Source organism: Georgenia wangjunii (assembly GCF_036421975.1).
Classification (GTDB): domain Bacteria; phylum Actinomycetota; class Actinomycetes; order Actinomycetales; family Actinomycetaceae; genus Georgenia_A; species Georgenia_A wangjunii.
On record NZ_JAZGON010000001.1, the window covers coordinates 103,268 to 129,264 of the forward strand.

Genomic DNA, 25,997 nt, shown 5'->3' on the forward strand with positions numbered 1-25,997 from the left:
TCGTCGCCGTCCGCCCCGTCCGCGCCACCGGCCCGGACGGTGCCGTCGGGCGCGTCCGCCGCGTCCGCCGCGTCCGGCGCGTCCGGCGCTGCGAGCAGCGAGCGCGTGCGCCCCTCGTCAGCGGCGACGTCGGTGGCCGGCACCGCGCCGGGCAGCACGTCGGCGGGCGGCCCAGCCGGCGCCCCGCCCCCGCGCGGCCCGGTCGCCGCCGCATGGTCGTCCCACGTCCCGCTCATGGCCGGTCCTCCTCCAGGTAGGTCCTGCGTAGCGCCCTGATGCCGTCCGAGCCCGCCTTGCGGGCCGCCTGCTCGCTGCCGCCGATGAGCTCCGCGACGTCGGCGTAGGGAAGGCCGGCGAGGTGGTGGTACGCGACGGCCTGCCGCTGGCGCTCGGGCAGGGCGCCGACGGCCTCGAGGAGGTCCCGCTCCCACGAGCCGGGTATGCCGTCGCTGCCTGCCCGCTCCGGCAGGTCCGCCCGCGCCTGTGCTCGCCGGGCCGCAGCCCGAGTGGCGTCGATGGCCTTGCGGTGGGCGATCGTCACGAGCCAGGCCTCGATGTTGCTCCCCGGCGGCAGGGCCGGGTAGGCGCGCAGGGCCGCGAGGAACGTCTCCGACCAGGCGTCCTCGGCGTGGACGGGTCCGAGGACGGCACGGCACACCCGCAGCACGGCGGGGCCGTGGCGGGCGACGACGGCCTCGAACGGTTCGAGCATCACACCCCGTAGACGCCTGGGCCCCGCGGGATGTGAGGTCTCACCGGTAGCCGGCCATCGACTCCAGGCGCGCGATGCGCTCGGCCATGGGCGGGTGGGTGGCGAACATCTTCGCGATGCCGCCCCCGCGGAACGGGTTCGCGATCATCATGTGCGACACGTTCTCGAGCTGCGGGGTGGGCTGCAGCGGCCGGGCGCTCGTACCGCGCTCGAGCTTGGCGAGGGCCGAGGCGAGCGCGAGGGGGTCGCCGGTGAGGTGGGCGCCGTCCTCGTCCGCGTCGAACTCCCGCGTGCGGGAGATGGCGAGCTGGATGAGCGTGGCCGCGAACGGGGCGAGGAGCGCGAGCGCGAGCATCGCGAGGGGGTTGCCGCCCCGGTCCCGCCCGCCGCCGAAGAAGAGGAGGAACTGGGCGATCGACGTGATGATCCCGGCGAAGGCCGAGGCGACGGAGGACGTGAGGATGTCCCGGTTGTACACGTGCATGAGCTCGTGCCCGAGGACGCCGCGCAGCTCACGCTCGTCGAGGATCTGGAGGATCCCGACGGTGGCGCACACCGCCGCGTGGGAGGGGTTGCGCCCGGTGGCGAAGGCGTTGGGCTGCGCCGTCGGGGCGATGTAGAGCCGCGGCATGGGCTGGCGTGCCGCCGTCGAGAGCTCACGGACGATCCGGTACATCGCCGGCGCCTCCGCCTCGGAGACGGGCCGGGCACCCATGGCCCGGATCGCCAGCTTGTCCGAGTTCCAGTAGCCGTAGAACGTCGTGGCGAGACCGAGCGCCGCGAAGAGCCAGATGAAGCCACCGGAGCCGGTGCCGTTCGCGATGACGGCCCCCAGCCCGAGGAGGACCGCCCACATGACGCCGAACAGCGCGGCGGTCTTGACCCCGTTGAAGTGGCGTCTGCCCATCCTCAGCTCGTCTCCTCCCGGGACACACGGATCATGTCCTCGCGCGGCACCACCTTGATGCGCTCGCGCCCCTCGGTCTCCCCCAGGGAACGCTCGTACGCGTCGAGCAGTTCCCAGCCCGCCCACGTCGTGTACGCCACGTCGGCAGCCTCGAGGTGGGCGATGAGCGCGTCGTGGCCGACGGCCCGCTCGCCCTCGCCCGCGCTGCGCGCAGCGAGCCGGCCGGCCTGGGCGTCCTCGACGAGGTGGCCGATGGTCTGCTGCGCGTCGGACTTCGTCGAGCCGATGAGACCCACGGGGCCACGCTTGATCCAGCCGGTGGCGTAGACCCCGGTGACGACCTCGCCCTGCTCGTCGATGACGCGTCCCTCCTCGTTCGGCACGACGCCGCCCGTCGCGTCGAAGGGCAGGCCCGGCACCGGGGAGCCGAAGTACCCGACGGCGCGGTAGACGGCGCCGACCGGGGTGTCGACGAACTCGCCCGTGCCGCGCACGGACCCGTCACCGGCGAGCTCGGTCCGCTCGGTACGTACGCCGGTCACGCGGTCGGTCCCGAGGATCTCGACCGGGCGGTGGAGGAAGTGGAGGTGGATGCGCCGGGGCGCGGTGAGCTCCTCGGGCTCGCGCAGCGTCCAGTCGGTGAGCGTCTTGACGACCTGCTTCGTCTGGTTCGACGAGCGGATGGCCTCCATCGACCCCTCGTCGAACTCGAAGTCCTCCGGGTAGACGATGACGTCGACGCCTGGCACGTGCCCGAGCTCGCGCAGCTCGAGCGGGGTGAACTTCACCTGGGCGGGGCCGCGGCGACCGAAGACGTGGACGTCCGTGACGGCGCTCGCGCGCAGCCCCTCGGCGACGTTGGCGGGGATCTCCGTGACGAGGAGGTCGTCGACCCCCTTGGCGAGGATCCGCGCGACGTCGAGGGCGACGTTGCCGACGCCGAGGACGGCGACGTGCTGGGCCTCGAGCGGCCACGTGCGCGCCGCGTCGGGGTGCCCGTCGTACCAGGAGACGAAGTCCGCGGCCCCGTAGCTCCCGGGCAGGTCGGCCCCCGGGACGGGCAGCGGCGCGTCCCGGTCGGCGCCCGTGGCGACGATGACGGCGTCGTAGCGGTCCCGCAGCTCCTCGAGGGTGATGTCCGAGCCCACCTCGACGTTGCCGATGAGCTGGATGTCACCCCGGCCGAGGATCCGCTGGAGCGCGACGATGATCTGCTTGATCCGCGGGTGGTCGGGCGCCACGCCGTAGCGGACGAGCCCGAAGGGCGCGGGCAGGCGCTCGAGGAGGTCGATCCGGACGTCGAGGCCGGCCTTGGTGAGGATGTCGGCGGCATAGATGCCGGCGGGGCCTGCGCCGATGATCGCAACGCTCAGCGGGCGGGAGCTGCTCACAGGTACCTCTCGTCGTGGGGTGGGCGTCGAGGAGCCCGGGAAGGAAGTCCGCCGGCAAGTCTATGCCGCGGCCCTGTCCCGGGCAGGGGCGGTCCAGCGGGTGCGAGCGACCTCACACCCGTCGGGGGCGGCGCCGCGCCCCCCGGGCAGGACCGTCTACGCCAGGCGGTCGACCATGAGGCCGGCGAAGGAGCCGAGCGCGTCCTTCGTCGGGCCGTCGGGCAGGGCCGACAGCTCGGCGACGGCGTCGGCCGCCCACTGGTGCGCGAGCTCGCGCGCCTCCGTGACGACGTCGTGCGCCCGCAGGTCGGCCACGACGGCACGCAGGGCGTCGTCGGAGCTGAGGTCGCCGCCGAGCCGCTCGAGCAGTGCGGCGCCGTCGGCGTCGAGGGTGCCCGCTGCCGCGCGACGGCGCAGGAGCAGGACGGGCATGGTGGCCACGCCCTCCCGCAGGTCCGTGCCGGGGGTCTTGCCGGTCGCTCCCGCGTCGGCGGACAGGTCGATGACGTCGTCGGCGAGCTGGAAGGCGACGCCCACCTTCTCGCCGTACCGCTCGAGCATCGCGACGATCTCGTCGCCCGCGCCCGAGAAGTCGGCGCCGTAGCGCGCGGACGTCGCGATGAGCGAGCCCGTCTTGTCCGCGAGGACGTGGATGTAGTGGTCGATCGGGTCCTGGCCGTCCTGGGGGCCGAGCGTCTCGTGGAGCTGGCCCAGGCACAGGCGCTCGAAGGTCGCGGCGTGCACCTGCACGGCGGCCGAACCGAGCGACGCGACGAGCTTCGAGGCGCGCGCGAAGAGGAGGTCGCCCGTGAGGATCGCGATCGAGTTGCCCCAGACCTCGTGGGCGCTCGGTGCTCCCCGGCGCAGGGGTGCCGAGTCCATGACGTCGTCGTGGTAGAGGGTGGCGAGGTGGGTGAGCTCGACCGCGACGGCGGCGGTGACGACCTCGTCCTCTCCCTTGTCCTCACCCAGCTCCGCGGCGAGGAGCGCGAGGACGGGCCGCAGGCGCTTGCCGCCGGCGAGGACGAGGTGCGCGGAGGGCCCGTCGACGAGCTCGTCGGCACCCGTGACGGCGACGCGCAGCCGCCTCTCCACCGCCTCGAGGCGGGGCAGGATCCGGGCGGCGAGCGCGTCGTCGCCGAGTGGCAGGGTCGTTGAGCTCACGGAAGGAACATAGCGGCCTGGGCGACCAGGTCGAGAACGGGGCCGGGGAAGACACCCAGCGCGACGGTGCCGAGGGCGCAGATCCCCACGGCGACGGCGGTCAGTCCCTCGGACCGCACGACGGCGACGCGGTCGCCGTCGGGCTCGGTGAAGAACATGAGGACGACGAGGCGCACGTAGAAGAACGCCGCCGCCGCGCTCGCGAGCACCGCGACGACGACGAGGACGGTCGCGCCCGAGGCGACGGCCGCGGCGAACACCGTGAACTTGCCCATGAACCCGGCCGTGAGCGGGATGCCCGCGAAGGAGAGGAGGAAGAGCACCATCGCGACGGCGACGGCCGGCTGGCGACGGCCCAGGCCCGCCCACTGCGACAGGTGCGTCGCCTCGCCGGTGACCGTGCCGTCGCTCGAGCGCTCGCGGACGAGCGTGACGATCCCGAAGGCGCCGATCGTCGCCAGGCCGTAGGCGAGGAGGTAGAAGAGCACGGAGGCGATCGCGTCCGTGCTCAGCGCGATGACGCCGACGAGGACGAAGCCGGCGTGGGCGATCGAGGAGTACGCGAGCATCCGCTTGACGTCCGTCTGGACGATCGCGACGACCGTGCCGACGACCATCGTGAGGATGGCCACGCCCCAGAGGAACGGCTCGAGGTCCCACTCGAGGCCCGGCACGACGACGTAGACGAAGCGCAGGAGCGCCCCGAAGGCCGCGACCTTCGTGCACGCGGCCATGAATCCGGTGACCGGTGTGGGCGCGCCCTGGTAGACGTCCGGGGTCCACGCGTGGAACGGGACGGCGCCGACCTTGAACAGGAGCCCGACGATGACGAGCACCGAGCCGCCGAGGAGCAGCCCGTCCATGCCGACGGTGGCCGGCACGGCCTCGGCGATCCCGGCGAGGCGCACCGTGCCGGAGTACCCGTACAGGAGCGCGATGCCCATGATGAAGAAGGCCGACGCGAAGGCACCGAGGATGAAGTACTTGAGCGACGCCTCCTGCGAGAGGAGCCGGCGCCGGCGGGCGAGGCCCGTGAGGAGGTACAGCGGGAGCGAGAGCACCTCGAGGGCGATGAAGAGCGTGAGCAGGTCACCCGCCGCGGGGAAGATGAGCATGCCGCCGAGCGCGAAGAGGACGAGCGGGAACACCTCGGACTGGGTGCGTCCGGCGCGGGTGACCTCGGCCTCCTCGAGGCTGCCGGGCCGGGCAGCGGCCTGGGCCGCGAACGCGTCCTCGCCCCACTCGGAGCGGTCGGCGACGACGAGGATCCCGATGAAGCCGAGCAGCGCGATGATCGCCTGCGTGGCCAGGGCGGGGCCGTCCTCGATGAGCGCTCCGCCGACGAGTGCCTGGGCGGTGCCGTCGGTGACGACGGTCCAGCGCCAGACGACCGCGACGAGGGCGGCGGCGCTCGCGAGGAGCGCGAGGACGACCTGGACCGCGCGGCGCGCGCCGCGCGGCACGAGGGCCTCGACGAGGACGCCGACGACGCCGGCTCCCAGGACGATGAGGACGGGCGTCAGGGCCGCCCAGTCGATGGTCGGTGCGACGAAGGTGTTCACTTCCCGCTCCCCTCAGCCAGCACGGTCGTGGACACGGACGCCTCGTTCGGTGCGCCGGGCCCGTGGGCGGCGCTCACCGAGCTCTCCTGCTCGATCGCCACGTCGCGCGCGACGGGCTGGACCGCGTCGAGGACCGGCGCCGGGTAGAACCCGAGGGCGAGCATCGCGGCGACGAGCGGGGCGAGCGCCCACTTCTCCCGCGCACCGAGGTCCGGCAGCGCCCGGAGCGTCTCGGGGGCCTCGCCCGTGAACATCCGCTGGTACGGCAGGAGGATGTAGAGGGCGGCGATGACGACGGCGAGCACCGCGGCGACGCCGGCGACGACCGAGACCCGGAAGGTCCCGAGGAGCACGAGGTACTCGGGGACGAAGCCGCTCAGGCCGGGCAGGGACAGCGTCGCGAGGCCCGCCACGAGGAAGCCGCCCGCGAGGACCGGCGTCACGCGCTGCATGCCGCCGTAGTCGGCGATGCGCTGCGACCCGCCACGCTGGGTGAGGAAGCCGGCGACGAGGAAGAGCGCCGCCGTGGAGACGCCGTGGGCGACCATGTAGAGCATGGAGCCGCCCAGCGCCGTCTCGTCGCGGACGAAGATGCCCAGGACGATGAAGCCGAAGTGCGACACGGACGTGAACGCGATGAGCCGCATGATGTCGCGCTGCCCCAGGGCCACGAGCGCCCCGTAGAGGACCGAGACGACCGCGAGGACGACGATGACCGGCGCGGCCCAGCGGGACGCCTCGGGGAACAGCGGCAGGCACAGGGCGAGCATCCCGAAGGTGCCGACCTTGTCGAGGACGCCGACGAGCAGGGCGGACGTGCCGGGCGAGGCCTGCTGCGCGGAGTCCGGCAGCCACGTGTGGACCGGCCACATCGGCGCCTTGATCGCGAACGCGATGAAGAAGGAGATGAAGATCCACCGCTCGGCCCACACGCCGAGCTCGACCCCGACGAGGTTGTCGATGAGGAACGCGTCCGGGCCGCCGTTGCCGGCGACCCCGAGGGCGACGACGCCGACGAGCATGATGAGCCCGCCCGCGAGGGAGTAGAGGAGGAACTTCGTCGCGGCGTGCCGGCGGCGCGGGCCGCCGTAGTTGCCGATGAGGAAGTACACCGGGATGAGCATCGCCTCGAAGACGATGTAGAAGAGGAAGACGTCACGCGCCGCGAAGATGGCGATCATGAGCGCCTCGAGGGCGAGGACAAGGGCGACGAAGCCCATCTGCCGGCGCTCGAGCGAGGCCCCCTCGGCGACGACCTCCTGCTCGCGCCAGCCGGCGAGGAGCACGAGCGGTACGAGGAAGACCGACAGGCCCACCATCGCCAGGCCCAGGCCGTTGACGCCGAGGGCGTAGGACACGCCCAGCTGGGGGATCCAGCTCAGCTGCTCGGTCAGCTGCTGCTCGCCGGCGGTGGCGAGGTCGAACTGCGTGGCCATGACCACGGCCCCGGCCAGGACGACGAGCGAGACGCCGACACCGACCTGCCGGGCGACGCGGTGCAGCGGCTTGACCAGCCACAGCACCGCGGCCGCGGCGAGCGGCACGATGATGAGGATGCTCAGCCAGGGGAGCTCGGATGTTGTCTGCATGACTCTTCCTCTACCTCTTCCTCTTAGACGCGCGAGGCGAGGACGACGACTAGGGCAATGACCACGCCGGCGAGCATGAGCGCCGCGTAGGAGCGCACGAACCCGGTCTGGAGGCGCCGGAGCACCCCGCCGGAGGAGCTCGTCGCGCGCGCGACGCCCATGACGGCGCCGTCGACGACGGCGGAGTCGGCGTACACGAGCGAGCGCGTGAGGTACTGGCCGGGCCGCATGAAGGCCCCCTCGTTGACGGTGTCCTGGTAGAGGTCGCGCCGGGCCGCCCGGGTGAGGGCGGAGGCGCGCGGGGCCTCGACGGGGACGCGGGCGGCGCCGTACTGGCGCCAGGCGAGCAGCACACCGACGAGCATGAGGACGACGGTCGCCCCCATGATGACCGGGATGGGGATGACCGGCTCGTGGTGCTCGACGTGCCCGGTGATCGGCTCGAGCCACGTCGTGAACCCGTCGCCCCAGGCGAGGAGCCCGCCGAGGCCGAGGGAGCCGAGCGCGAGGATGATCATCGGGACGGTCATGAGCAGCGGGGACTCGTGCGGGTGCTGCTTCTTGCCCTCGCGCGTGGGCGCCCAGCGCTCCTTGCCGTGGAAGGTCATGAAGAACAGCCGGGACATGTAGAACGCGGTGAGCCCGGCGCCGAGGAGCGCGACCGAGCCGAAGACCCACGGCCGCCAGCCCTCACCGACGAACGCGGCCTCGATGATGAGGTCCTTGCTCCAGAAGCCGGACAGGCCCGGGAAGCCGATGATGGCGAGCCACCCGGCGGCGAACGTCAGCCACGTGATCTTCATGTGCTTGGCGAGGCCGCCGAAGCGGCGCATGTCCACCTGGTCGTCCATGCCGTGCATGACCGAGCCGGCGCCGAGGAACATCCCGGCCTTGAAGAAGCCGTGGGTGACGAGGTGGAAGATGGCGAAGGCGTAGCCGACCGGGCCGAGGCCCGCGGCCAGCATCATGTAGCCGATCTGGGACATCGTCGAGGCCGCGAGGACCTTCTTGATGTCGTCCTTCGCCATGCCGACGACGGCCCCGAAGACGAGCGTGATGGCGCCGACGATGACGACGGCGAGCTGGGCGGTGGGCGCGGCGTCGAAGATCGGGCCGGACCGCACGACGAGGTAGACGCCGGCGGTGACCATCGTCGCCGCGTGGATGAGCGCCGAGACGGGGGTCGGGCCGGCCATGGCGTCCCCGAGCCATGCCTGGAGCGGGAACTGCGCCGACTTGCCGCACGCGGCGAGGAGGAGCAGGAGCCCGATCGTCGTGAGGACGGCCGTGCTCGCCTCGGCGGCGCCGGCGAAGACGCCGGCGAAGTCGACCGCGCCGAAGGCGGCGAACATCGTCATCATCGCGACGAGCAGGCCGATGTCACCGACGCGGTTCATGACGAACGCCTTCTTCGCCGCCACCGCGTAGTCGCGGCGGTGGTTCCAGAAGCCGATGAGGAGGTACGAGGCGAGGCCGACGCCCTCCCAGCCGACGAAGAGGAGGACGTAGGAGTCGGCGAGGACGAGCAGGAGCATCGCCGCCACGAAGAGGTTGAGGTAGGCGAAGAAGCGCCGCCGGTCCCGGTCGTGCGACATGTACGCCACGGAGTACAGGTGGATGAGCGTGCCGACGAACGTCACGAGGAGGACGAACGTCATCGACAGCGGGTCGACCCGCAGCCCGGCGTCGACGTCGAGGTCCCCGGCCGGGATCCACGTGAAGAGGTGGATGTCGAGGACGCGCTCGCTCACGTCGGCGCCGAGCATCGAGATGACGATGAGGAGCCCGACGACGAAGGCGCCGGCGGAGGCGAGGACGCCGAGCCAGTGGCCCCAGCGGTTCGTCGCGCGCCCGCCGAGCAGGAGGACGGCGGCACCCGCGAGCGGCAGGGCGACGAGCAGCCACGCGTAGGCGGCGATCCCGGTCGCCGGTGCCGCCTGCGCGAGGACGGAGGTGGAAAGGGACATGGCTGGTTCACCCAGCACTGCTGCGAGCACGCCGGCCCCCGTCAGCTCTTCAGCAGGTTGACGTCGTCGACCGACGCGGACCTGCGGGTTCGGAAGATGGACACGACGATCGCCAGCCCGACGACGACCTCGGCGGCGGCGACGACCATGACGAAGAACGCGAGCACCTGGCCGTGGAGATCACCGTGCCAGCGGGCGAAGGTGACGAGCATGAGGTTCGACGCGTTGAGCATGAGCTCGACCCCCATGAGCCCGATGATCGCGTTGCGGCGTAGGAGCACGGCCGCGGCGCCGATCGAGAAGAGGATGCCGGACAGCACCAGGTAGTTCACCAGGGTCATCGCGACTCCTCCTCGCTCGACGTGCTCGCGGGCGTCTCACCGGCGGCGTTCGTGCTGGCGCCGGTCGGGCCGGGTTCCGGGGCGAGGCCCGGCATGCCGGCCGCACCGGACTGGGCGACGGTGCGCGCCCCGAGGTCGCCGGCCGTCCCGCGCTCCGTCGTGTCCGCCTGCTGCGCCGCGGCGACGGCGGTCGCCGTCTCGGGGCTGACGGAGGCGATGGTGCGCAGCTGGCCGCGGATGCGCAGGACGCGCGGCACCGAGGCCTCGATCGGCTTGCCGTCCGCGCCGAGCGCGGGGACGTCCGCCGCGTTGTGGCGGGCGTAGACGCCGGGGGGAGGCAGGGGGCTCACGCGCCCGCCGTCGGCGAGGGCCGCCATCGCGGCGTCCGCGACCTCGCGCTGGCCCTGCTTGGGGCCGATCCGCTCGCGGTGGGTGAGGGTGAGCGCGCCGACCGCCGCGGTGACGAGCAGGATGCCCGTCAGCTCCATCGTGAAGACGTAGTCGGAGAAGATGAGCCGGGCGACGCCCACGGGGTTCGTGTCCGCGTTGGGGACCGCGAGGCCCTGCGGGGCGCCCATCGTGGCGGTGAGCGCGACGCCGCCGAGGGCGGCCGCGAGCCCGACGCCGCCGACGAGCCCGATCCACCGCTGGCCCTTGAGGGTCTCGACGAGGGAGTCGGAGGCGTCCACGCCCACGAGCATGAGGACGAAGAGGAAGAGCATCATGATCGCGCCGGTGTAGACGACCACCTGCGCGACGCCGAGGAACGTCGCCTCCTGGGCGACGTAGAGGACGGCGAGGCAGATCATGACGAAGATGACGCTGACGGCGGCGTAGACGGCCTTGCGGGCGAAGAGCAGCCCGAGGGAGGCGAGGACCATGAGCGGCGCGAGCACCCAGAACAGCACGGTCTCACCGGTGGAGACCGCCACCGTGCCGGTCTCGACGAGAGCCGTCGGCAGTGCGAGCCCGCTCACGCGCCGGCCCCCTTCGTCGCGGCCACCGGGCGCGCCGAGCCCAGGCTCGGGTCCTCGGGACGGTTCTCGCTGACCCAGTCGACCTGGCGCTGCGTCGGGCCCGTGACGTCGCCGCGGTAGTAGTCGTCGTCGTCGGTGCCCTCGACCATGGGGTGCGGGGCGGCGAGCATGCCGTCCGCGAGCGGGACGAGGAGGTCCTCCTTCTCGAAGATGAGCTCCTCGCGGGTGGGGCCGGCCATCTCGTACTCGTTCGTCATCGTCAGGGCGCGCGTCGGGCACGCCTCGATGCAGTAGCCGCAGAAGATGCAGCGCAGGTAGTTGATCTGGTAGACGCGGCCGAAGCGCTCGCCCGGGGAGTACTGCGCGTCCGGGGCGTTGTCCGCGCCCTCGACGTAGATGGCGTCCGCGGGGCACGCCCACGCGCACAGCTCGCAGCCGATGCACTTCTCGAGCCCGTCGGCGTACCGGTTGAGCTGGTGGCGGCCGTGGTAGCGCGGCTGGGTGGGCACCTTCTCGAAGGGGTACTGCTCGGTGACCGACGGCCGGAACATCGAGGAGAAGGTGACGCCGAAGCCCGCGACGGGCGCGAGGAGCTCGCCGAGCGGGCCCTTCTTGTCGCGCTCGAAGCGCATGGGCGTGTGCGCGCCCACCTCCCCGCGGCGCCTGCCGCGCCGGCCGAGCTCGCGCCCGTCCGCACCGGCGCCCTTGTCCTGGTCAGTCATCGTGGTTCTCCTTCGTGGCCGACAGGGTCTGCGTCGCGGCCTGGGCCGCGTCCTGCTGGCGCTGGCGACGCTCGCGGCGCGGCGAGGTCGGCATGGCCTGGCCGGGCATCGGGGGGACCGGGAAGCCGCCGGCGAAGGCGTCGAACTCCGCCTCCGGGTCGAGGACGTCCTGCCCCGGCCGCGCCGACCGTACCGCGTCCGGGCCGGTCGCCGTTCCACCCTCCGCGCCAGGGGCCTTCTTCTCCGGGAGGAACAGCGTGATGACGAGGACGACGACGAAGACGCCCGCGAGCCCGAGGAACAGCGTCTGGAGGTCGACGTCGGTGAACTGCAGGGTGCCCTGGACGATCGCGACGAGGACGAGCCACCCGAGGGCGAAGGGGATGAGGATCTTCCAGCCGAGGTTCATGAACTGGTCGTAGCGGAAGCGCAGGAGCGTCCCGCGGAGCCAGAACATGAAGAACATGACGAGCCACACCTTGGCGACGAACCACAGCACCGGCCACCAGCCGGTGTTGAACATCCCGTCGTTGATGAGCTCGATGCCCCACGGGGCGCGCCAGCCGCCGAGGAACAGCGTCGTCGCCACGGCCGAGACGTTGAGCATGTTGACGTACTCGGCGAGGAAGAACCACGCGAACTTCATCGAGGAGTACTCGACCATGTGGCCGGCGACGAGCTCGCCCTCGGCCTCGGGCAGGTCGAAGGGGAGGCGGTTGACCTCACCGACCATCGAGACGAGGTAGATGAGGAACGCCGGCGCGAGGGCGACGGCCCACCACATCTGGGTCTGCGCCTCGACGATCTGCGAGGTCGACATCGACCCGGAGACGAGGAAGACGCTGACGAGCGCGAGGCCCATGCTCAGCTCGTAGGAGATGACCTGCGCGGAGGAGCGCACCGAGCCGAGCAGCGGGTACGTCGAGTTCGACGCCCACCCGCCCAGGACGATGCCGTACACCCCGACCGCGGTGATGGCGAGGATGTAGAGGACCGCCACGGGCATGTCGGTGAGCTGGAGCGGCGTGACGACGCCGAAGACCGAGACCTCCGGGCCGAACGGGATGACCGCGTAGATGAGGAACGCGGAGAACGCCGCGATGAACGGGGCGAGGACGTAGATGAACTTGTCCGCGCCCTTGAGGTTGATGTCCTCCTTGAGGAGGAGCTTGAGGGCGTCGGCCATCGACTGCAGGAGGCCGAAGGGGCCGTGGACGTTCGGGCCGCTGCGGGTCTGCATGCGCCCGAGGATGCGCCGCTCGGCCCAGATGGCGATGAGGACGGACACGAGGAGGAAGACGATGATCGCCACCGCCTTGATCACCCAGATCCACCACGTGTCGTTCGAGAAGTCGGCTGCCGTGCCGGCTGCTGCCATGGGCATGATCATCGGGCCACCTCCAGGGCGACGACGGCGCCGGCTCCGGCGCCGAGCATCTCGTGCACGCTCGAGCCCGGAGAGTTCTCCGGGAGCCACACCACTCGCTCGGGCATCGTCGTCACCGCAAGCGGCAGCGTGATGGTCCCGGCGGGTCCACGGACGGTGAGCGCCGCGCCGTCGGCGACGCCGAGGGCGGCCGCGGTCGCGGCGGACAGGCGGACCACCGGGCGGTGGGCGGTGCCGGCGAGGTGAGGATCGCCGTCCTGCCCGCGTCCCGCGTCGAGCTGCAGCTTCCACGTGGCGAGGACGGCCTCGCCCTCCGCCGCCGCGGGCGGCTCGCCGGCGGGGCCGGCGGGCACCGCGGGGCGCTCGCCCTCCCACGCCGTCAGCTCGCCGAGCTGGGCGTGGACCGCCGTGAGCGTCTCGCAGCCGAGCGCGACACCCATCTCGTCCGCGAGGCCGGTGAGGACCTGGCGGTCGGACAGCGCACGGGTGGAGAGGACCTGCCCGAACGGCCGGCGGCGACCCTCCCAGTTGACGTACGTCCCCGACTTCTCGACGGGCGGCGCCACGGGCAGGACGACGTCGGCGTGCTCGGTGACCTCGGAGCGGCGGACCTCGAGCTGGACGACGAAGCCGGCGCGGGCGAGCGCCGCGCGGGCGAGGGCCGGGTCCGGCACGTCGCGCAGGTCGACCCCGCCGACGAGCAGACCGCCGAGCTCGCCGTCGCGGGCCGCGGCGAGGATGCCGGTGACGTCGCGCCCGGGCGTGGCCGGGACGCGCTCGACACCCCACACGCCGGCGACGTCGACGCGCGCCTCGGCGTCGCCCGCCGGGCGCCCGCCCGGGAGCAGGCCGGGCAGGAGCCCGGCCTCGACGGCACCGCGCTCGCCGGCGCGGCGCGGGACCCACGCGAGGCGGGCCCCGGTGCGCTCCACGAGCTGCAGGACGGCGGCGAGGGTGCCCGGCTGGGCGCCGGCGCGCTCGCCGACGAGGACGACGGTGCCGGGCTCGGCCAGGGCCTGGGCGAGGACGCCGAGGTCGGGCTCGACGGAGGTCGGCACGACGGCGTCGAGGACCTCCGCCTCGGTGCCGGGGGCGCACTCGACGAGCTGCGCCCGGAGCTTGGTCGTGCCGCGGGTGGCGAGCGGGGCGAGGGTCGCGACGCTCACGCGCCCGGCGACGACGCCCTTGCGGAGCCGGAGGAAGATCGCACCGGCCTCCTCCTCGGGCTCGAGCGCGACGAGGAGCACGTGGGGGGCGTGCTCGAGGTCGGTGAAGGTGACGTCCATGTCCGCGCCCGCGACGTGGCGGGTGAGGAAGGCCGCCTCCTCGGCGGAGTGCGCGCGCCAGCGGTGGTCGACGTCGTTCGTCGCCAGCGCCGTCCGCGCGAAGCGGGACCACGTGTAGGCGTCCTCGAGCGTGAGGTGGCCGCCGGGCAGGACCCCGACGCCGCCGGCGTCGCGCGCCCGCTCGAGCCCCCGGGCGGCGAGGTCGAGCGCCTCGGACCAGCTCGTCGGGACGAGCTCGCCGCTCTCGTCGCGCACGAGCGGGACGTCGAGACGGTCGGGGGCGCTCTGCCACGCGAAGGCGAAGCGGTCCTTGTCGGTGATCCACTCCTCGTTGACCTCGGGGTCGTCGCCGGCGAGCCGCCGCACGACGACGCCGCGCCGGTGGTCGACCCGGATGGCCGAGCCGCTCGCGTCGTGCTCGGCGACGCTCTCGGTCGAGACGAGGTCGAAGGGGCGGGCGCGGAACCGGTACCCGGCGGACGTCAGAGCCCCGACGGGGCAGATCTGGATCGTGTTGCCGGAGAAGTACGAGGAGAACGGACGCCCGGAGCCGTCGAGCTCGGCGACGCCCATGGGGCCGCTCGCGAACCCGGCGACCGGGCCGGCCTCCCCGAGCGGTCCGACGTGGGCGTCGGTGTGCGTGGGGCCGGCCTCGGCGTCGGGAAGGGCGAAGTCGAGGATGTGGGCGTCGAACCCGCCGATCTGCTGGCCGTGCGTGCCGTGCACCTCGCGGCCGGGCGCGCCACCGCCGCGGCCCTGGAGGTCGATGAAGGGGTCACCGGCGATCTCGGAGGAGAAGCGCGTGCAGCGCTGGCACAGGATGCAGCGGTCCCGGTCGAGGAGGATCTGCGTGGAGACCTTGACGGGCTTGGGGAACGTCCGCTTGATGTCGACGTAGCGGCTCGTCGGGCGGCCGTTGCTCATCGCCTGGTTCTGCAGCGGGCACTCCCCGCCCTTGTCGCAGACCGGGCAGTCGAGCGGGTGGTTGATGAGCAGGAACTCGATCATCCCGTGCTGGGCCTTGTCCGCCACGGGCGAGGTGTGCTGCGTGGAGACGACCATGCCGGGCGTCGCCTCGAGGGTGCACGAGGTCTGCGGCTTGGGCATGGCCCGCAGGTTCCCCTCGCGGTCCGGGGTCGCGACCTCGACGAGGCACTGGCGGCACGCCCCGACGGGCTTGAGGAGCGGGTGCTCGCAGAACCGCGGGATCTGGATGCCGACCTGCTCGGCGGCGCGGATGACGAGGGTGCCCTTGGGCACCTCGACCTCGACGCCGTCGATGGTCACCGTCAGCAGCTCGACCGGCGCGCTGGCCGGTCGGGACGTCGTGGCTGTCATCGAGCACCTACTTCGGAGAACGCGGCCGAGGCCTCGTACGGGAAGAGCGCGGCGGCCGGGGTGTGGACGCCGGCCTCGAACTCGGAGCGGAAGTGAGCGATGCCGCTCTGGATCGGGACGGCGGAGGCGTCGCCGAGCGCGCAGAACGAGCGTCCCGCGATGTTGGCCGAGACGTCGAGGAGGAGGTCGATGTCCGTGGGCAGGCCCTTGCCGGCCTCGAGCCGGTGCATGACCTGCTTCATCCAGTAGGTCCCCTCGCGGCACGGGGTGCACTTGCCGCAGGACTCGTGCTGGTAGAAGTCCGTCCAGCGCGTCACGACCCGGACGACGGAGACGGTCTCGTCGAAGACCATGAGTGAACGCGTGCCCAGCATGGACCCGGCGGCACCCACCGCCTCGTAGTCGAGGGGGACGTCGAGGTGGGAGTCGGTGAGGATCGGGGTGGAGGAACCGCCCGGCGTCCAGAACTTCAGCCGGTGCCCCGCGCGGACGCCGCCAGCCATGTCGAGCAGCTCGCGCATGGTGATGCCCAGCGGCGCCTCGTACTGCCCGGGGCGCTCGACGTGCCCGGAGAGGGAGAAGAGGCCGTGGCCGGCCGACTTCTCCGTGCCCATCGACGTGAACCAGTCGACGCCGCCGCGGACGATCCCGGGGACCGAGGCGATGGACTCGACGTTGTTGACGACCGTCGGGCGGGCGTACAGTCCCGCGACCGCCGGGAACGGGGGCTTGAGCCGCGGCTGACCGCGCATGCCCTCGAGGGAGTCGAGCAGCGCCGTCTCCTCACCGCAGATGTAGGCCCCGGCCCCGGCGTGGACGGTGATCTCGAGGTCGAACGCGCCGTCCGGTCCCGCGCCCTGGCCGATGATCCCGGCCTCGCGGGCCTCACGCACGGCGGCGAGCAGCCGGCGGTAGACGTGGACCACCTCGCCGCGCAGGTAGATGAAGGCGTGGGTGCAGCCGATGGCGTAGGCCGTGATCGCCACGCCCTCGAGCAGCAGGTGGGGGTTGGCGAGCATGAGCGGGATGTCCTTGCACGCCCCGGGCTCGGACTCGTCCGCGTTGACGACGAGGTAGCGAGGACCGCCGTCGGGCTTGGGCAGGAAGGACCACTTGAGGCCGGTGGGGAAGCCCGCGCCGCCGCGCCCGCGCAGGCCGGATGCCTTGACGGTCTCGACGATGTCCGCGGGCGGGGTCCGCAAAGCCTGGGCCAGCGCCTCGTACCCGCCGCGCTCGCGGTACGTCGCCAGCGTCCAGGAGCGGTCCGCGTCCCAGACGTCGGTGAGCACCGGCGTCAGCCGGCCCGGCCCAGCGTTCGGCGCCGAAGTCGTCACGTCACTCACGGGTACCTCCCTCGTCGGGGCCCTTGCCCGGCTCCACCACGGTCTCGGGGTCCTTGTCGGCCGGGGTCGTCGGCTTGCGCGCGGCGCTGGAGTGCACGCCACCGGTGGTCTGGGCGCCGGCGACATCGGGCTCCGGCTCGGCAGCCCCGTGCGGGCCGGGGGCGGCCAGATCGGGCGCACGCCAACCGTTCTCACGGGCGAGGCGGAGCCCGGCGAGGCTGGACTCCCCGGCCGCCACGCCCTCGTCCGCGCGCCCGTCCTCGAACCCGGCGAGCACGCGGGAGACCTCCTTGAACGTCCCCACGGTGGAGGGGCCGCGCGTCGGGGCGACGGCCTCGCCGGCGCGCAGGCTCCTGACGAGGTCGACCGCGCTCGTGGGCGTCTGGTTGTCGAAGAACTCCCAGTTGACCATGACGACGGGCGCGTAGTCGCAGGCGGCGTTGCACTCGATGCGCTCGAGCGTGATGGCGCCGTCGTCGGTGGTCTCGTCGTGCCCGACGCCGAGGTGGCCGGAGACGGTCTCGAAGATCGCGTCCCCGCCCAGGACGGCGCACAGGGCGTTCGTGCACACCCCCACCGTGTACTGCCCGTTGGGGTGGCGCTTGTACTGCGTGTAGAACGTCGCGACGGCGGAGACCTCCGGGCGGCTCAGCCCGAGGACGTCCGCGCACAGCGCGATGCCGCTCGCGCTGACGTAGCCGTCCTCGGCCTGGACGAGGTGGAGCATGGGGAGCAGCGCCGAGCGTGGCTCGGGGTAGCGGGCGATGATCTCGGCGCACTCGGCGCGCAGGCGCGCCTCGGTGTCCGGCGCGTATCCGGTGACGCTCATCAGCGGTCCACCCCTCCCATGACGGGGTCGATCGAGGCCAGCGCGACGACGACGTCGGCCAGCTGGCCGCCCTCGGTCATGAGCGCCAACGACTGCAGGTTGGAGAACGAGGGGTCCCGGAAGTGGGCGCGGTAGGGCCGCGTGCCGCCGTCGGAGACGAGGTGGACGCCCTGGACGCCGCGGGGGTGCTCGATGGTCTGGTAGACCTGGCCCGCCGGCACCCGGAAGCCCTCGGTGACGAGCTTGAAGTGGTGGATGAGCGACTCCATCGACGTGCTCATGATCTCGCGGATGTGGTCGCGGGAGTTGCCCTGGCCGTCGGAGCCGATCGACAGCTGCGCCGGCCACGCGATCTTCTTGTCCGCGACCATGACCGGGCCGGGCGTCGCCTCGAGGCGCTCGAGCGCCTGGTAGATGATCTTGAGCGACTCGTAGCACTCGTCGAAGCGGATGGCGACGCGGTTGTAGGCGTCGGAGTGGTCGCGCGTGATGACGTCGAAGTCGAACGTCTCGTAGCCGGAGTACGGCTGGAGCTTGCGCATGTCGAGCGGGTAGCCGGTCGCGCGCACCGACGGGCCGGTGAGGCCGAGGGCGAGGGCACCGGCGAGGGAGATGTAGCCGACGTCCTTGTGGCGCGCCTTGAAGATCGGGTTGGCCATCGTCAGGTCCTGGAGCTCGCCGAGGTCGCGGCGGACCTTGGGCATGAGCTCGCGGACCATCGCCACGGTGTCCGCGGGGAGGTCCTGGGCGACGCCGCCGGGGCGGACGTAGGCGTGGTTCATCCTCAGGCCGGTGATGTGCTCGAGGATGCGCAGGATCTCCTCGCGCCCGCGGAAGCTGATCGTCATCATCGTCGTCGCGCCGAGCTCGTTGCCCCCGGAGCCGATCGCGACCATGTGCGAGGCGATGCGGTTGAGCTCCATGACGAGCACCCGGATGAGCGAGGCCCGCTCCGGCACGTCGTCGGTGATGCCGAGGAGCTTCTCGACGGCGAGGCAGTAGCCGACCTCCTGGTACAGCGGGGCGACGTAGTCCATGCGCGTGCACAGCGTCACGCCCTGGGTCCAGGTGCGGTACTCCATCGTCTTCTCGATGCCGGTGTGGAGGTAGCCGTTGCCGAGGCGCAGCTCCTTCACCGTCTCGCCCTCGATGTCGAGGATGAGCCGGAGCACCCCGTGCGTCGAGGGGTGGACGGGCCCCATGTTGACGATGATGCGCTCCTCGCCGATGCGCTCCGCCTCCTCGGCGATGGAGGCCCAGTCACCGCCCTCGGCGGTGAACTCGGGGCCGGCGTCGGCGTCGCGGGCCGGCCGGGTCGCGGCGGCGGGCGCGTTCGTGTGGTTCGCCATCAGGTGTACGACCTCCGGGTGTCGGGCGGCGGGATCGTGGCGCCCTTGTACTCCACCGGGATCCCGCCGAGCGGGTAGTCCTTGCGCTGGGGGTGGCCCTCCCAGTCGTCCGGGAGCATCGTGCGGGCGAGGGACGGGTGGCCGTCGAAGACGATCCCCATGAGGTCCCACGTCTCGCGCTCGTGCCAGCTGTTGCCGGGGTAGAGGTCGACGAGCGTGGGCACGTGCGGGTCGCCGTCGGGCGCGGTGACCTCGAGCCGCAGCTGGCGGTTGTGCGTGAGCGAGAGGAACGCGTAGACCGCGTGCAGCTCACGCCCGGCGTCGTGGGGGAAGTGGACGCCGGAGACACCGAGGCAGAGCTCGAAGCGCAGGTCGACGTCGTCGCGCAGGAACGCGGCGACTGTGCGCAGGTGCTCACGCGTGATGAAGAGGGTGAGCTCGCCGCGGTCGACGACGACCTTCTCCACGGCGGCCTCGAACGCGATCCCGGCCTCCTCGAGGAGCTCGGCGATGACGTCGACGACCTCGTCGAACCAGCCGCCGTAGGGGCGCTCCGAGGGCGGCGGCATGGCGACGGTGCTGACGAGCCCGCCGAACCCGGACGTGTCACCGGGCCCGTTGGCCCCGAACATCCCGCGGCGGACGTCGACGACCTCGAGCTCGGTCCGGCCGTCGGCCGGGCCCGCGGGGACGTTCTGGCCACCGGCCTCGAGGGCCGCGGCCGAGGTGGACTGGGCACCGGTGTCCGGCGCCCCGGGCTTGACGGTGTCCGCCGCCGCCTTCTTCTCGTCGTCGCGCTCGCTCACGCCAGCAGCCCCTTCATCTGGTGCGTCGGCGTGGCCGCGAGGGCCGCTGCCTCGGCGGCCCTCGCCGCCTCCTCGCGGTTGACGCCGAGGGGTGAGTTCTTCACCTGGTTGTGCAGCTCGAGGATGGCGTGGAGGAGCATCTCCGGGCGCGGGGGGCAGCCCGGGAGGTAGATGTCCACAGGCAGCAGGTGGTCGACACCCTGGATGATGGCGTAGTTGTTGAACATCCCGCCGCTCGAGGCGCACACGCCCATGGAGATGACCCACTTGGGCTCAGGCATCTGGTCGTACGTCTGCCGCACGACCGGGGCCATCTTCTGGCTCACCCGGCCGGAGACGATCATGAGGTCGGCGTGGCGCGGCGAGGCGCGGAACACCTCCATGCCGAAGCGCGAGATGTCGAAGCGTGGGGTGCCCGTCGCCATCATCTCGATCGCGCAGCAGGCCAGGCCCATCGTCACGGGCCACATCGACGCCTTGCGGGACAGCCCGACCACCTGCTCGACGGTCGTCAGCATGAACCCCGCGGGAAGCTTCTCCTCGAGTCCCATCGTCTCTCTCCTCAGTCCCAGTCCAGGCCGCCGCGGCGCCATTCGTAGATGAACGGCACGGTGATCAGGAAGATGAATCCGAGCATGGCGACGAGGCCGAACATCGCCAGCTCGGAGAAGGCCACGGCCCACGGCACGAGGAAGATGACCTCGATGTCGAAGATGATGAAGGTCATCGCCACGAGGTAGTACTTGATCGGGAAGCGGCCCGCACCGGTCGCGCGCGGCGTCGCCTCGACGCCGCACTCGTAGTTGTCCACCTTGATGCGGTTGTAGCGCTTCGGACCGATGACGGCGCTGGCCGCGATGCCGCCGATCGCCAGGAGGGCGGCGACGGCCATCATGACGAGGATGGGGACGAACGGGTTCGTCATGGTGCCTCCGTGGTTGAGCCGCCCGGTGCGGCGCGGCCCGGGGAGCGGGCGGCGTCGGCACCAGGGTACGGGCGTCGGGTGTGTGCTCGCGCACACCGGTGGCCGGTCATGACGCCGGCACCGCCTTCGTCAGGGCCGTGATGAGCCGGTCCATCCAGTCCCCGTCCCGGCGGTCGAAGCCGTCGGAGAGCAGCTTCATGACGAAGCGCATGAGGACCGGGCGCGGCAGGCCGTACTTGACGCACGCGCGCATGATCTCCGGGCGCTCGATGACCCGCGCGAAGGCCTGCCCGAGCGTGAAGTACCCGCCGAGCTCCTCGCCGAGGATCTTCGGGTACGTGCGCAGCGTCTTCTCGAGCGCGTAGGGCGTCGTGCGGGCGAGCGCCTGGGAGACGACGTCGGCGGCGATGCGCCCGGACTGCATGGCGTAGGCGATGCCCTCGCCGTTGAACGGGGAGACCATCCCGCCGGAGTCCCCGACGAGGAGGAGACCGCTCGTGTAGTGCGGCTTGCGGTTGAACGCCATGGGCAGCGCCGCGCTGCGGAGGTCGCCGATCTGGTTCTCGGCGGTGAACTCCCACTCGGCCGGGACGTTGCGCATCCACGTGGCGAAGAGCGCCTTGTAGTCGAGGCGGGTCGGCGTCGCGGTCGAGCTGAGGGAGCCGAGGCCGACGTTGACCGTGCCGTCGCCGAGGGCGAAGATCCAGCCGTAGCCCGGCATGAGGTTCGAGGCGCCGGGCTCGCCGTCCCACAGCTCGAGGTGGGACTCCATCATGTCGTCGTCGTGGCGCGGGGACCGGAAGTACGTGCGAACGGCCACGCCCATCGGGCGGTTCGTGTTCTTCTCGACGCCCATCGACGTGGCGAGCCGGGCGGAGACACCGCCCGCGTCGACGACGACGGGGGCCCGGAACGTCACCTCGTCACCCGCACGGCGGCCCGCGCCGTCGACGGGGCGCGCCGTCACGCCGAGGATCCGGCCCGACCGCTCGTGCCGGACCGGCCCGGTGACGGACATCCCCTCGCGCAGCGTGGCGCCGGAGCGCTGCGCGTGACGCGCGAGGGTCTCGTCGAGGTCCATGCGCGAGCGGGCGAGGCCGTAGGAGGGCATCTCGGCGAGCTCGGGCCACGGCACCTCGATGCGGTGCCCGCCGCCGTAGGTGCGCAGGCCGTAGTTCCGGATCCAGCCGTCGGCCGGGTCGGTGCTCACGCCCATGCGGATGAGCTCGGCCACCGCACGCGGGGTGAGGCCGTCGCCGCACACCTTGTCCCGGGGGAACGTGCCCTTCTCGAGGAGGAGCACCTCGAGGCCCGTCTGGGCGAGGTAGTGGGCCGCCGCTGCGCCGCCGGGGCCGGCACCGACGACGATGACATCGGCGTCATCGCTCGCGCCTTGCGCCACGTCACCTCTCCAGCTTCTATGCAGGGCCTGGGACGGCCGCGTGCCACTCTACAAACCCCTGAGACCCGCGTCTCCTAAGGGCTTCCTTACTTGACGCCGCCCCGGCGCAGGCCTCCGGAATCGGGCACGGGACCCCGGCGCTCCGGGCGCTGCGGGCCCGGGCGCTCAGGCCTCCGGGCGGGTGGCCCGGTGGAGCGCGACGATGCCCCCCGAGAGGTTGCGGAAGGCCACCCGGTCCCACCCGGCGGCCCGGATGAGGGCGGCGAGCCCGCGCTGGTCCGGCCAGTCGGTGATCGACTCGGCGAGGTAGGAGTACGCCTCCGTGTTCGAGGAGACGAGCCCGGCGACCCGCGGCAGGACCTGGGTGAGGTACGTCGTGTAGGCCGCGCGGAACGGGGCGAGCGTCGGCCGGGAGAACTCGCAGATGACGAGCCGGCCGCCGGGGCGCGTGACGCGGAGCATCTCGCTCAGGGCGCGGTCGGTGTCGACGACGTTGCGCAGCCCGAACGAGATCGTCACGACGTCGAAGCTCTCGTCGGCGAACGGCAGCGCCGTCGCGTCGCCCGCGACGAACGGCAGGTCCGGGCGGCGGCGCTTGCCGACGCCCACCATGCCCGTGGAGAAGTCGCACGGGACGACGTCGATGCCGGCGTCGGCGTAGTCCTCGCTCGACGTCCCCGTGCCGGCCGCGAGGTCGAGGACGCGCATGCCGGGCTCCGCCGCGACGGCCTTGCGCGTGGCCGCGCGCCAGAGGCGGTCCTGCCAGAGCGAGAGGACGTCGTTCGTGACGTCGTACCGGCGGGCGACGGCGTCGAACATGCCGGCGACCTCGCGGGGCTTCTTGTCCAGGCTCGCGCGACTCATGGGGACATCTTCCCAGGTTTGCGGGATGCGGCTGCTCGACGCGGTCCGCGCGCCGGAGGCCCGGGCGCCCGCCCGGCCCGGCCGAGGGGGCGCGGCGGGAGTCCTAGAGTTACCCCGATGTCCTCCGTAGCCTCCGACGCGCCGTCCGGCACTGCGCCGCTCCACGTGCGCACCGTCGAGATCGACGACGTCGGCGACCTTCTCGCGCTCCTTCCCACCGACGACCCCGCGACGACGATGAGCTGGGTGCGCCGCGGTGAGGGCATCGTCGGGTGGGGCGAGGCCCTGGTCCGGCGCACGAGCGGGCCGGCGCGGATGATCGACGCCGACGCGTGGTGGACGCGCACCGCCGCCGCGATGCACGTCGCCGACGACGTCCGGCTGCCGGGCACCGGCCCGGTCGCGTTCGGGTCCTTCGCCTTCTCGCGCGCGTCCCGGGCCGGCGGGGTCCTCGTCGTGCCGCGCGTCGTCGTCGGACGCCGCGGCGGGCGGAGCTGGCTCACCGTCGCCACGCCCCCGGGCGAGGCCCCCGTCACGACGCTAGCCGAGGCGGTCGGGACGGGCACCCCGGTGCGGCCGCCCGGCGACGTGACGTTCACCGACGGCGCGCTCGCCGTCGGGGACTGGCAGGACGCCGTGCGCGCGGTCGTCGCGACGATCCGGTCGGGCGAGGTGCAGAAGGTCGTCATGGCGCGGGACGTCCTCGCCCGCACGAGCGCCGACGTCGACATCCGCTACCTCCTGCGCAACCTCGCCGCCGAGTACCCCGGGTGCTGGACGTTCAGCGTCGACCACCTCGTCGGCGCAACGCCGGAGCTCCTCGTCCGGCGCGACCACGGCCTCGTCGCGTGCCGGGTGCTTGCCGGGACCATCCAGCGCAGCGGGGACGACGACGCGGACCTGCGGCACGCGGCCACCCTCGCCCGCTCCTCCAAGGACCTCGAGGAGCACGAGTACGCGGTGGCCTCGGTGGCCGAGGCGCTCGGGCCGTACTGCTCGAGCTTCAACGTGCCGGAGTCGCCGTTCGTCCTCCACCTGCCCAACGTCATGCACCTGGCGAGCGACGTCACCGGCGTGGTCGACCGGAGCGACGGCGGTCCCGGCCCCACGAGCCTCGCGCTCGCCGCCGCGCTACACCCCACGGCGGCGGTCTGCGGGACGCCGACGGCGCGGGCCGCCGCCGTCATCGCCGAGGTCGAGCAGATGGACCGGCGCCGCTACGCCGCCCCGGTCGGGTGGATGGGTGCCGACGGCGACGGCGAGTGGGGCATCGCCCTGCGCTCCGGTGAGGTCGGCGCCGAGGGCCCCCGGTCCGTGCGCCTCTACGCCGGCTGCGGCGTCGTCGCCGCCTCGGACCCGGCCGCCGAGGTGGCCGAGTCCGAGGCGAAGCTGCGCCCGATGCGCAGCGCCCTCACGTCCTGAGCGGTACGGCTCAGGCGCCGATCTGCTCGCGCGCGGCGAGCGTGACGTCGACGTCGTCGGACATCCCGTCGCGCACGACGGTGAGCGTCACCGACTCCCCAGCGGCGTACTGGCGCACGTACCCGGTGAGCGACGCAGCGCTGCCGACCGGCTTGTCGTCGATCGCCGTGACGACGTCGCCCTCGCGCAGCCCTGCTGCGTCCGCCGGCGCGCCGGCCTCGATCCGCTGGACGAGCGCGCCCGGACGGGTCGCGCCGTCGGCCGTCGCCGTCGCGTCCGCGAGGCTCACCCCGAGGAAGGCGTGCTCGGCCGTGCCGTCCTTGATGAGCTGCTCGGCGACGTCGGAGGCCTGGTCCACCGGGATGGCGAACCCGAGGCCGATGCTTCCCGCGGCGCTGCCGCCCGAAAGCGTCGCGATGGAGCTCGTGATGCCGATGACCCGGCCGCTGGCGTCGAAGAGCGGTCCGCCCGAGTTGCCGGGATTGATCGCCGCGTCCACCTGGATCGCGTTCGTCACGACGGTGCCGGACCGCGGGTCCGAGGCGGCCGTCGTCACGGGGCGGTCGAGGGCCGAGACGATGCCCGTCGTCACGGTCGAGGACAGCCCGAGCGGGTTGCCGACCGCGACGACCGCCTCACCGACGGCGAGGTCGCCGGACGTCCCGAAGGTGGCTGGGACCAGATCCTTCGGCGGGTCGACCAGGCGCACGACGGCGAGGTCCGTCGTCGGGTCGGTGCCGACGATCTCCGCCTCGTACATCCGGGCGTCGGAGAGGCTGACGACGATGCCGCCCGGCCGGGCCCCGTCGACGACGTGGTTGTTCGTCAGGACGTGCCCGTCGGCGTCGAGGAGGACGCCGGATCCCGCGCCCTGCCCGCTCGTCGTCGTGACGTCGAGGGCGACGACGGACTCGCGGACGGCGGCGGCGACCGCCTCCCAGTCCGGGTCGTCGCTCGTCGAGCTGACGGGAGCCGCGTTGACGACCTGCTCCGACGAGGAGGACGCGATGAGGGCCGGCTGCTCGTCGAACGCGCCGGTGAGGGAGGCCGTCCCCAGGCTCGCGAGGAGGGCGGCCGCGGCGGCCGTCCCGCCGAGGCTCGCCCACCCGCGGCGGCCGGACCGGCGCGGCGGGGCGGGGATGGTGGCGGTGGTGGTCTCGTGCGTAGGCCCGAAGGCGCCGGCCGGCACGGGCGCGAAGGCGTTGCCCGCCTGCGCCGCGGCAGGGAGGGCGTGGCCGGACTGCGGCGCGCCAGGGAAGGCGTGGCCCGTCGGGGGCGTCTGCGGCGCGGCGGGGAGGGCGTAGCCGGCCGACGGCGTGGACGACGCGTCCCCCTCCCTCCGGTCGTTCGCGGCAGCACCATCGGTGGCTCCGACCGGCGGCGTGGACGCGAGCGCGTCGCTGCCCCGCTCCGGCTCCGCCGCCTCTGCCGGTGCCGGCACCGGTGGGGCGTCGCTGACGGTCTCCGCGAGCGCGTCGAACGTCGCGCGCTCCGGGTAGTCGGCGGGTGCCGTGCCGAACGCCAGGGCCGCACCGATGCCCGGGTCCACCCACTGGCTCTTCTGCGTGGCACCCTCGCGGACCTGCCGCGCCCAGTGGGCCGCGGCCTCCCCCTGGGGCGCCCCAGGGACGTCGGAGTGGACGGGCTCCGCCGGAGCGCCGTGCTGCGGGTCGAGGTTCTCGTTCGTCATCGTGTCCTCCAAGGTCGACTGCCC

At 72.8% G+C, this 25,997-nt stretch carries 22 protein-coding genes; 1 reads left to right on the forward strand and 21 read right to left on the reverse strand.

Going from position 1 to position 25,997, the window contains the following annotated elements; genetic code table 11:
* Window positions 1-232: 232 nt before the first annotated feature.
* The 20 genes from V2J63_RS00510 to V2J63_RS00605 form a co-directional block, all read right to left on the reverse strand.
* Window positions 233-715: an RNA polymerase sigma factor gene (locus V2J63_RS00510; protein ID WP_491062205.1), complete on the reverse strand. Its 483-nt coding sequence runs from the start codon at window positions 713-715 to the stop codon at window positions 233-235.
* Between the two features lie 37 nt (window positions 716-752).
* Complete coding sequence (gene htpX / locus V2J63_RS00515; RefSeq protein ID WP_331229023.1) at window positions 753-1,619, reverse strand: zinc metalloprotease HtpX; 867 nt, start codon at window positions 1,617-1,619, stop codon at window positions 753-755.
* A gap of 2 nt (window positions 1,620-1,621) precedes the next feature.
* Window positions 1,622-3,010: an FAD-dependent oxidoreductase gene (locus V2J63_RS00520; RefSeq protein ID WP_331229024.1), complete on the reverse strand. Its 1,389-nt coding sequence runs from the start codon at window positions 3,008-3,010 to the stop codon at window positions 1,622-1,624.
* Window positions 3,011-3,166: 156 nt separating this feature from the next.
* The gene (locus V2J63_RS00525; RefSeq protein WP_331229025.1) at window positions 3,167-4,174 is read right to left on the reverse strand and encodes a polyprenyl synthetase family protein; all 1,008 of its coding nucleotides are present in this window, start codon (window positions 4,172-4,174) and stop codon (window positions 3,167-3,169) included.
* A complete protein-coding gene (gene nuoN, locus V2J63_RS00530; RefSeq protein WP_331229026.1) occupies window positions 4,171-5,736 on the reverse strand; it encodes an NADH-quinone oxidoreductase subunit NuoN in 1,566 nt (521 codons plus the stop codon). Before nuoN ends, V2J63_RS00525 begins: the two co-directional genes overlap by 4 nt.
* Window positions 5,733-7,325 carry an NADH-quinone oxidoreductase subunit M gene (locus V2J63_RS00535; RefSeq protein ID WP_331229027.1) on the reverse strand — a complete coding sequence of 531 codons (1,593 nt, stop codon included), beginning with the start codon at window positions 7,323-7,325 and terminating at the stop codon, window positions 5,733-5,735. The genes nuoN and V2J63_RS00535 overlap by 4 nt, the downstream gene beginning before the upstream one ends.
* A 23-nt stretch (window positions 7,326-7,348) precedes the next feature.
* Entirely contained in the window at window positions 7,349-9,292 is a 1,944-nt protein-coding gene (gene nuoL, locus V2J63_RS00540; RefSeq protein ID WP_331229028.1) for an NADH-quinone oxidoreductase subunit L, read from the reverse strand.
* A 41-nt stretch (window positions 9,293-9,333) separates the two neighbouring features.
* Window positions 9,334-9,633 (reverse strand): NADH-quinone oxidoreductase subunit NuoK, encoded by a 300-nt coding sequence (nuoK, locus tag V2J63_RS00545; RefSeq protein ID WP_331229029.1) that lies wholly within the window; start codon window positions 9,631-9,633, stop codon window positions 9,334-9,336.
* Window positions 9,630-10,610: an NADH-quinone oxidoreductase subunit J gene (locus V2J63_RS00550; RefSeq protein ID WP_331229030.1), complete on the reverse strand. Its 981-nt coding sequence runs from the start codon at window positions 10,608-10,610 to the stop codon at window positions 9,630-9,632. Before V2J63_RS00550 ends, nuoK begins: the two co-directional genes overlap by 4 nt.
* Window positions 10,607-11,242, reverse strand: a complete 636-nt coding sequence (gene nuoI / locus V2J63_RS00555) for an NADH-quinone oxidoreductase subunit NuoI (RefSeq protein ID WP_331229655.1) — start codon at window positions 11,240-11,242, stop codon at window positions 10,607-10,609. The genes V2J63_RS00550 and nuoI overlap by 4 nt, the downstream gene beginning before the upstream one ends.
* 82 nt (window positions 11,243-11,324) lie before the next feature.
* Complete coding sequence (gene nuoH / locus V2J63_RS00560; RefSeq protein ID WP_331229031.1) at window positions 11,325-12,722, reverse strand: NADH-quinone oxidoreductase subunit NuoH; 1,398 nt, start codon at window positions 12,720-12,722, stop codon at window positions 11,325-11,327.
* Complete coding sequence (locus V2J63_RS00565) at window positions 12,719-15,343, reverse strand: NADH-quinone oxidoreductase subunit G (RefSeq protein ID WP_331229032.1); 2,625 nt, start codon at window positions 15,341-15,343, stop codon at window positions 12,719-12,721. The genes nuoH and V2J63_RS00565 overlap by 4 nt, the downstream gene beginning before the upstream one ends.
* Window positions 15,340-16,686, reverse strand: a complete 1,347-nt coding sequence (gene nuoF, locus V2J63_RS00570) for an NADH-quinone oxidoreductase subunit NuoF (protein WP_331229033.1) — start codon at window positions 16,684-16,686, stop codon at window positions 15,340-15,342. Before nuoF ends, V2J63_RS00565 begins: the two co-directional genes overlap by 4 nt.
* Window positions 16,679-17,515: an NADH-quinone oxidoreductase subunit NuoE gene (gene nuoE / locus V2J63_RS00575; RefSeq protein ID WP_331229034.1), complete on the reverse strand. Its 837-nt coding sequence runs from the start codon at window positions 17,513-17,515 to the stop codon at window positions 16,679-16,681. Before nuoE ends, nuoF begins: the two co-directional genes overlap by 8 nt.
* A complete protein-coding gene (locus V2J63_RS00580) occupies window positions 17,515-18,864 on the reverse strand; it encodes an NADH-quinone oxidoreductase subunit D (RefSeq protein WP_331229035.1) in 1,350 nt (449 codons plus the stop codon). The genes nuoE and V2J63_RS00580 overlap by 1 nt, the downstream gene beginning before the upstream one ends.
* Window positions 18,864-19,670, reverse strand: a complete 807-nt coding sequence (locus V2J63_RS00585) for an NADH-quinone oxidoreductase subunit C (RefSeq protein ID WP_331229036.1) — start codon at window positions 19,668-19,670, stop codon at window positions 18,864-18,866. The genes V2J63_RS00580 and V2J63_RS00585 overlap by 1 nt, the downstream gene beginning before the upstream one ends.
* Entirely contained in the window at window positions 19,667-20,221 is a 555-nt protein-coding gene (locus V2J63_RS00590) for a NuoB/complex I 20 kDa subunit family protein (protein WP_331229037.1), read from the reverse strand. Before V2J63_RS00590 ends, V2J63_RS00585 begins: the two co-directional genes overlap by 4 nt.
* Before the next feature lie 11 nt (window positions 20,222-20,232).
* Window positions 20,233-20,595: an NADH-quinone oxidoreductase subunit A gene (locus V2J63_RS00595; protein ID WP_331229038.1), complete on the reverse strand. Its 363-nt coding sequence runs from the start codon at window positions 20,593-20,595 to the stop codon at window positions 20,233-20,235.
* A gap of 106 nt (window positions 20,596-20,701) precedes the next feature.
* Window positions 20,702-21,997, reverse strand: a complete 1,296-nt coding sequence (locus V2J63_RS00600; RefSeq protein WP_331229039.1) for a geranylgeranyl reductase family protein — start codon at window positions 21,995-21,997, stop codon at window positions 20,702-20,704.
* Between the two features lie 165 nt (window positions 21,998-22,162).
* Window positions 22,163-22,861 carry a demethylmenaquinone methyltransferase gene (locus V2J63_RS00605; RefSeq protein ID WP_331229040.1) on the reverse strand — a complete coding sequence of 233 codons (699 nt, stop codon included), beginning with the start codon at window positions 22,859-22,861 and terminating at the stop codon, window positions 22,163-22,165.
* A gap of 117 nt (window positions 22,862-22,978) precedes the next feature.
* On the opposite strand from V2J63_RS00605, the gene V2J63_RS00610 reads away from it, so the two are divergent.
* Window positions 22,979-24,283, forward strand: a complete 1,305-nt coding sequence (locus V2J63_RS00610) for an isochorismate synthase (RefSeq protein WP_331229041.1) — start codon at window positions 22,979-22,981, stop codon at window positions 24,281-24,283.
* Between the two features lie 10 nt (window positions 24,284-24,293).
* On the opposite strand, the gene V2J63_RS00615 is transcribed toward V2J63_RS00610, so the two are convergent.
* Window positions 24,294-25,973 (reverse strand): trypsin-like peptidase domain-containing protein, encoded by a 1,680-nt coding sequence (locus V2J63_RS00615; RefSeq protein WP_331229042.1) that lies wholly within the window; start codon window positions 25,971-25,973, stop codon window positions 24,294-24,296.
* Window positions 25,974-25,997: the final 24 nt, after the last annotated feature.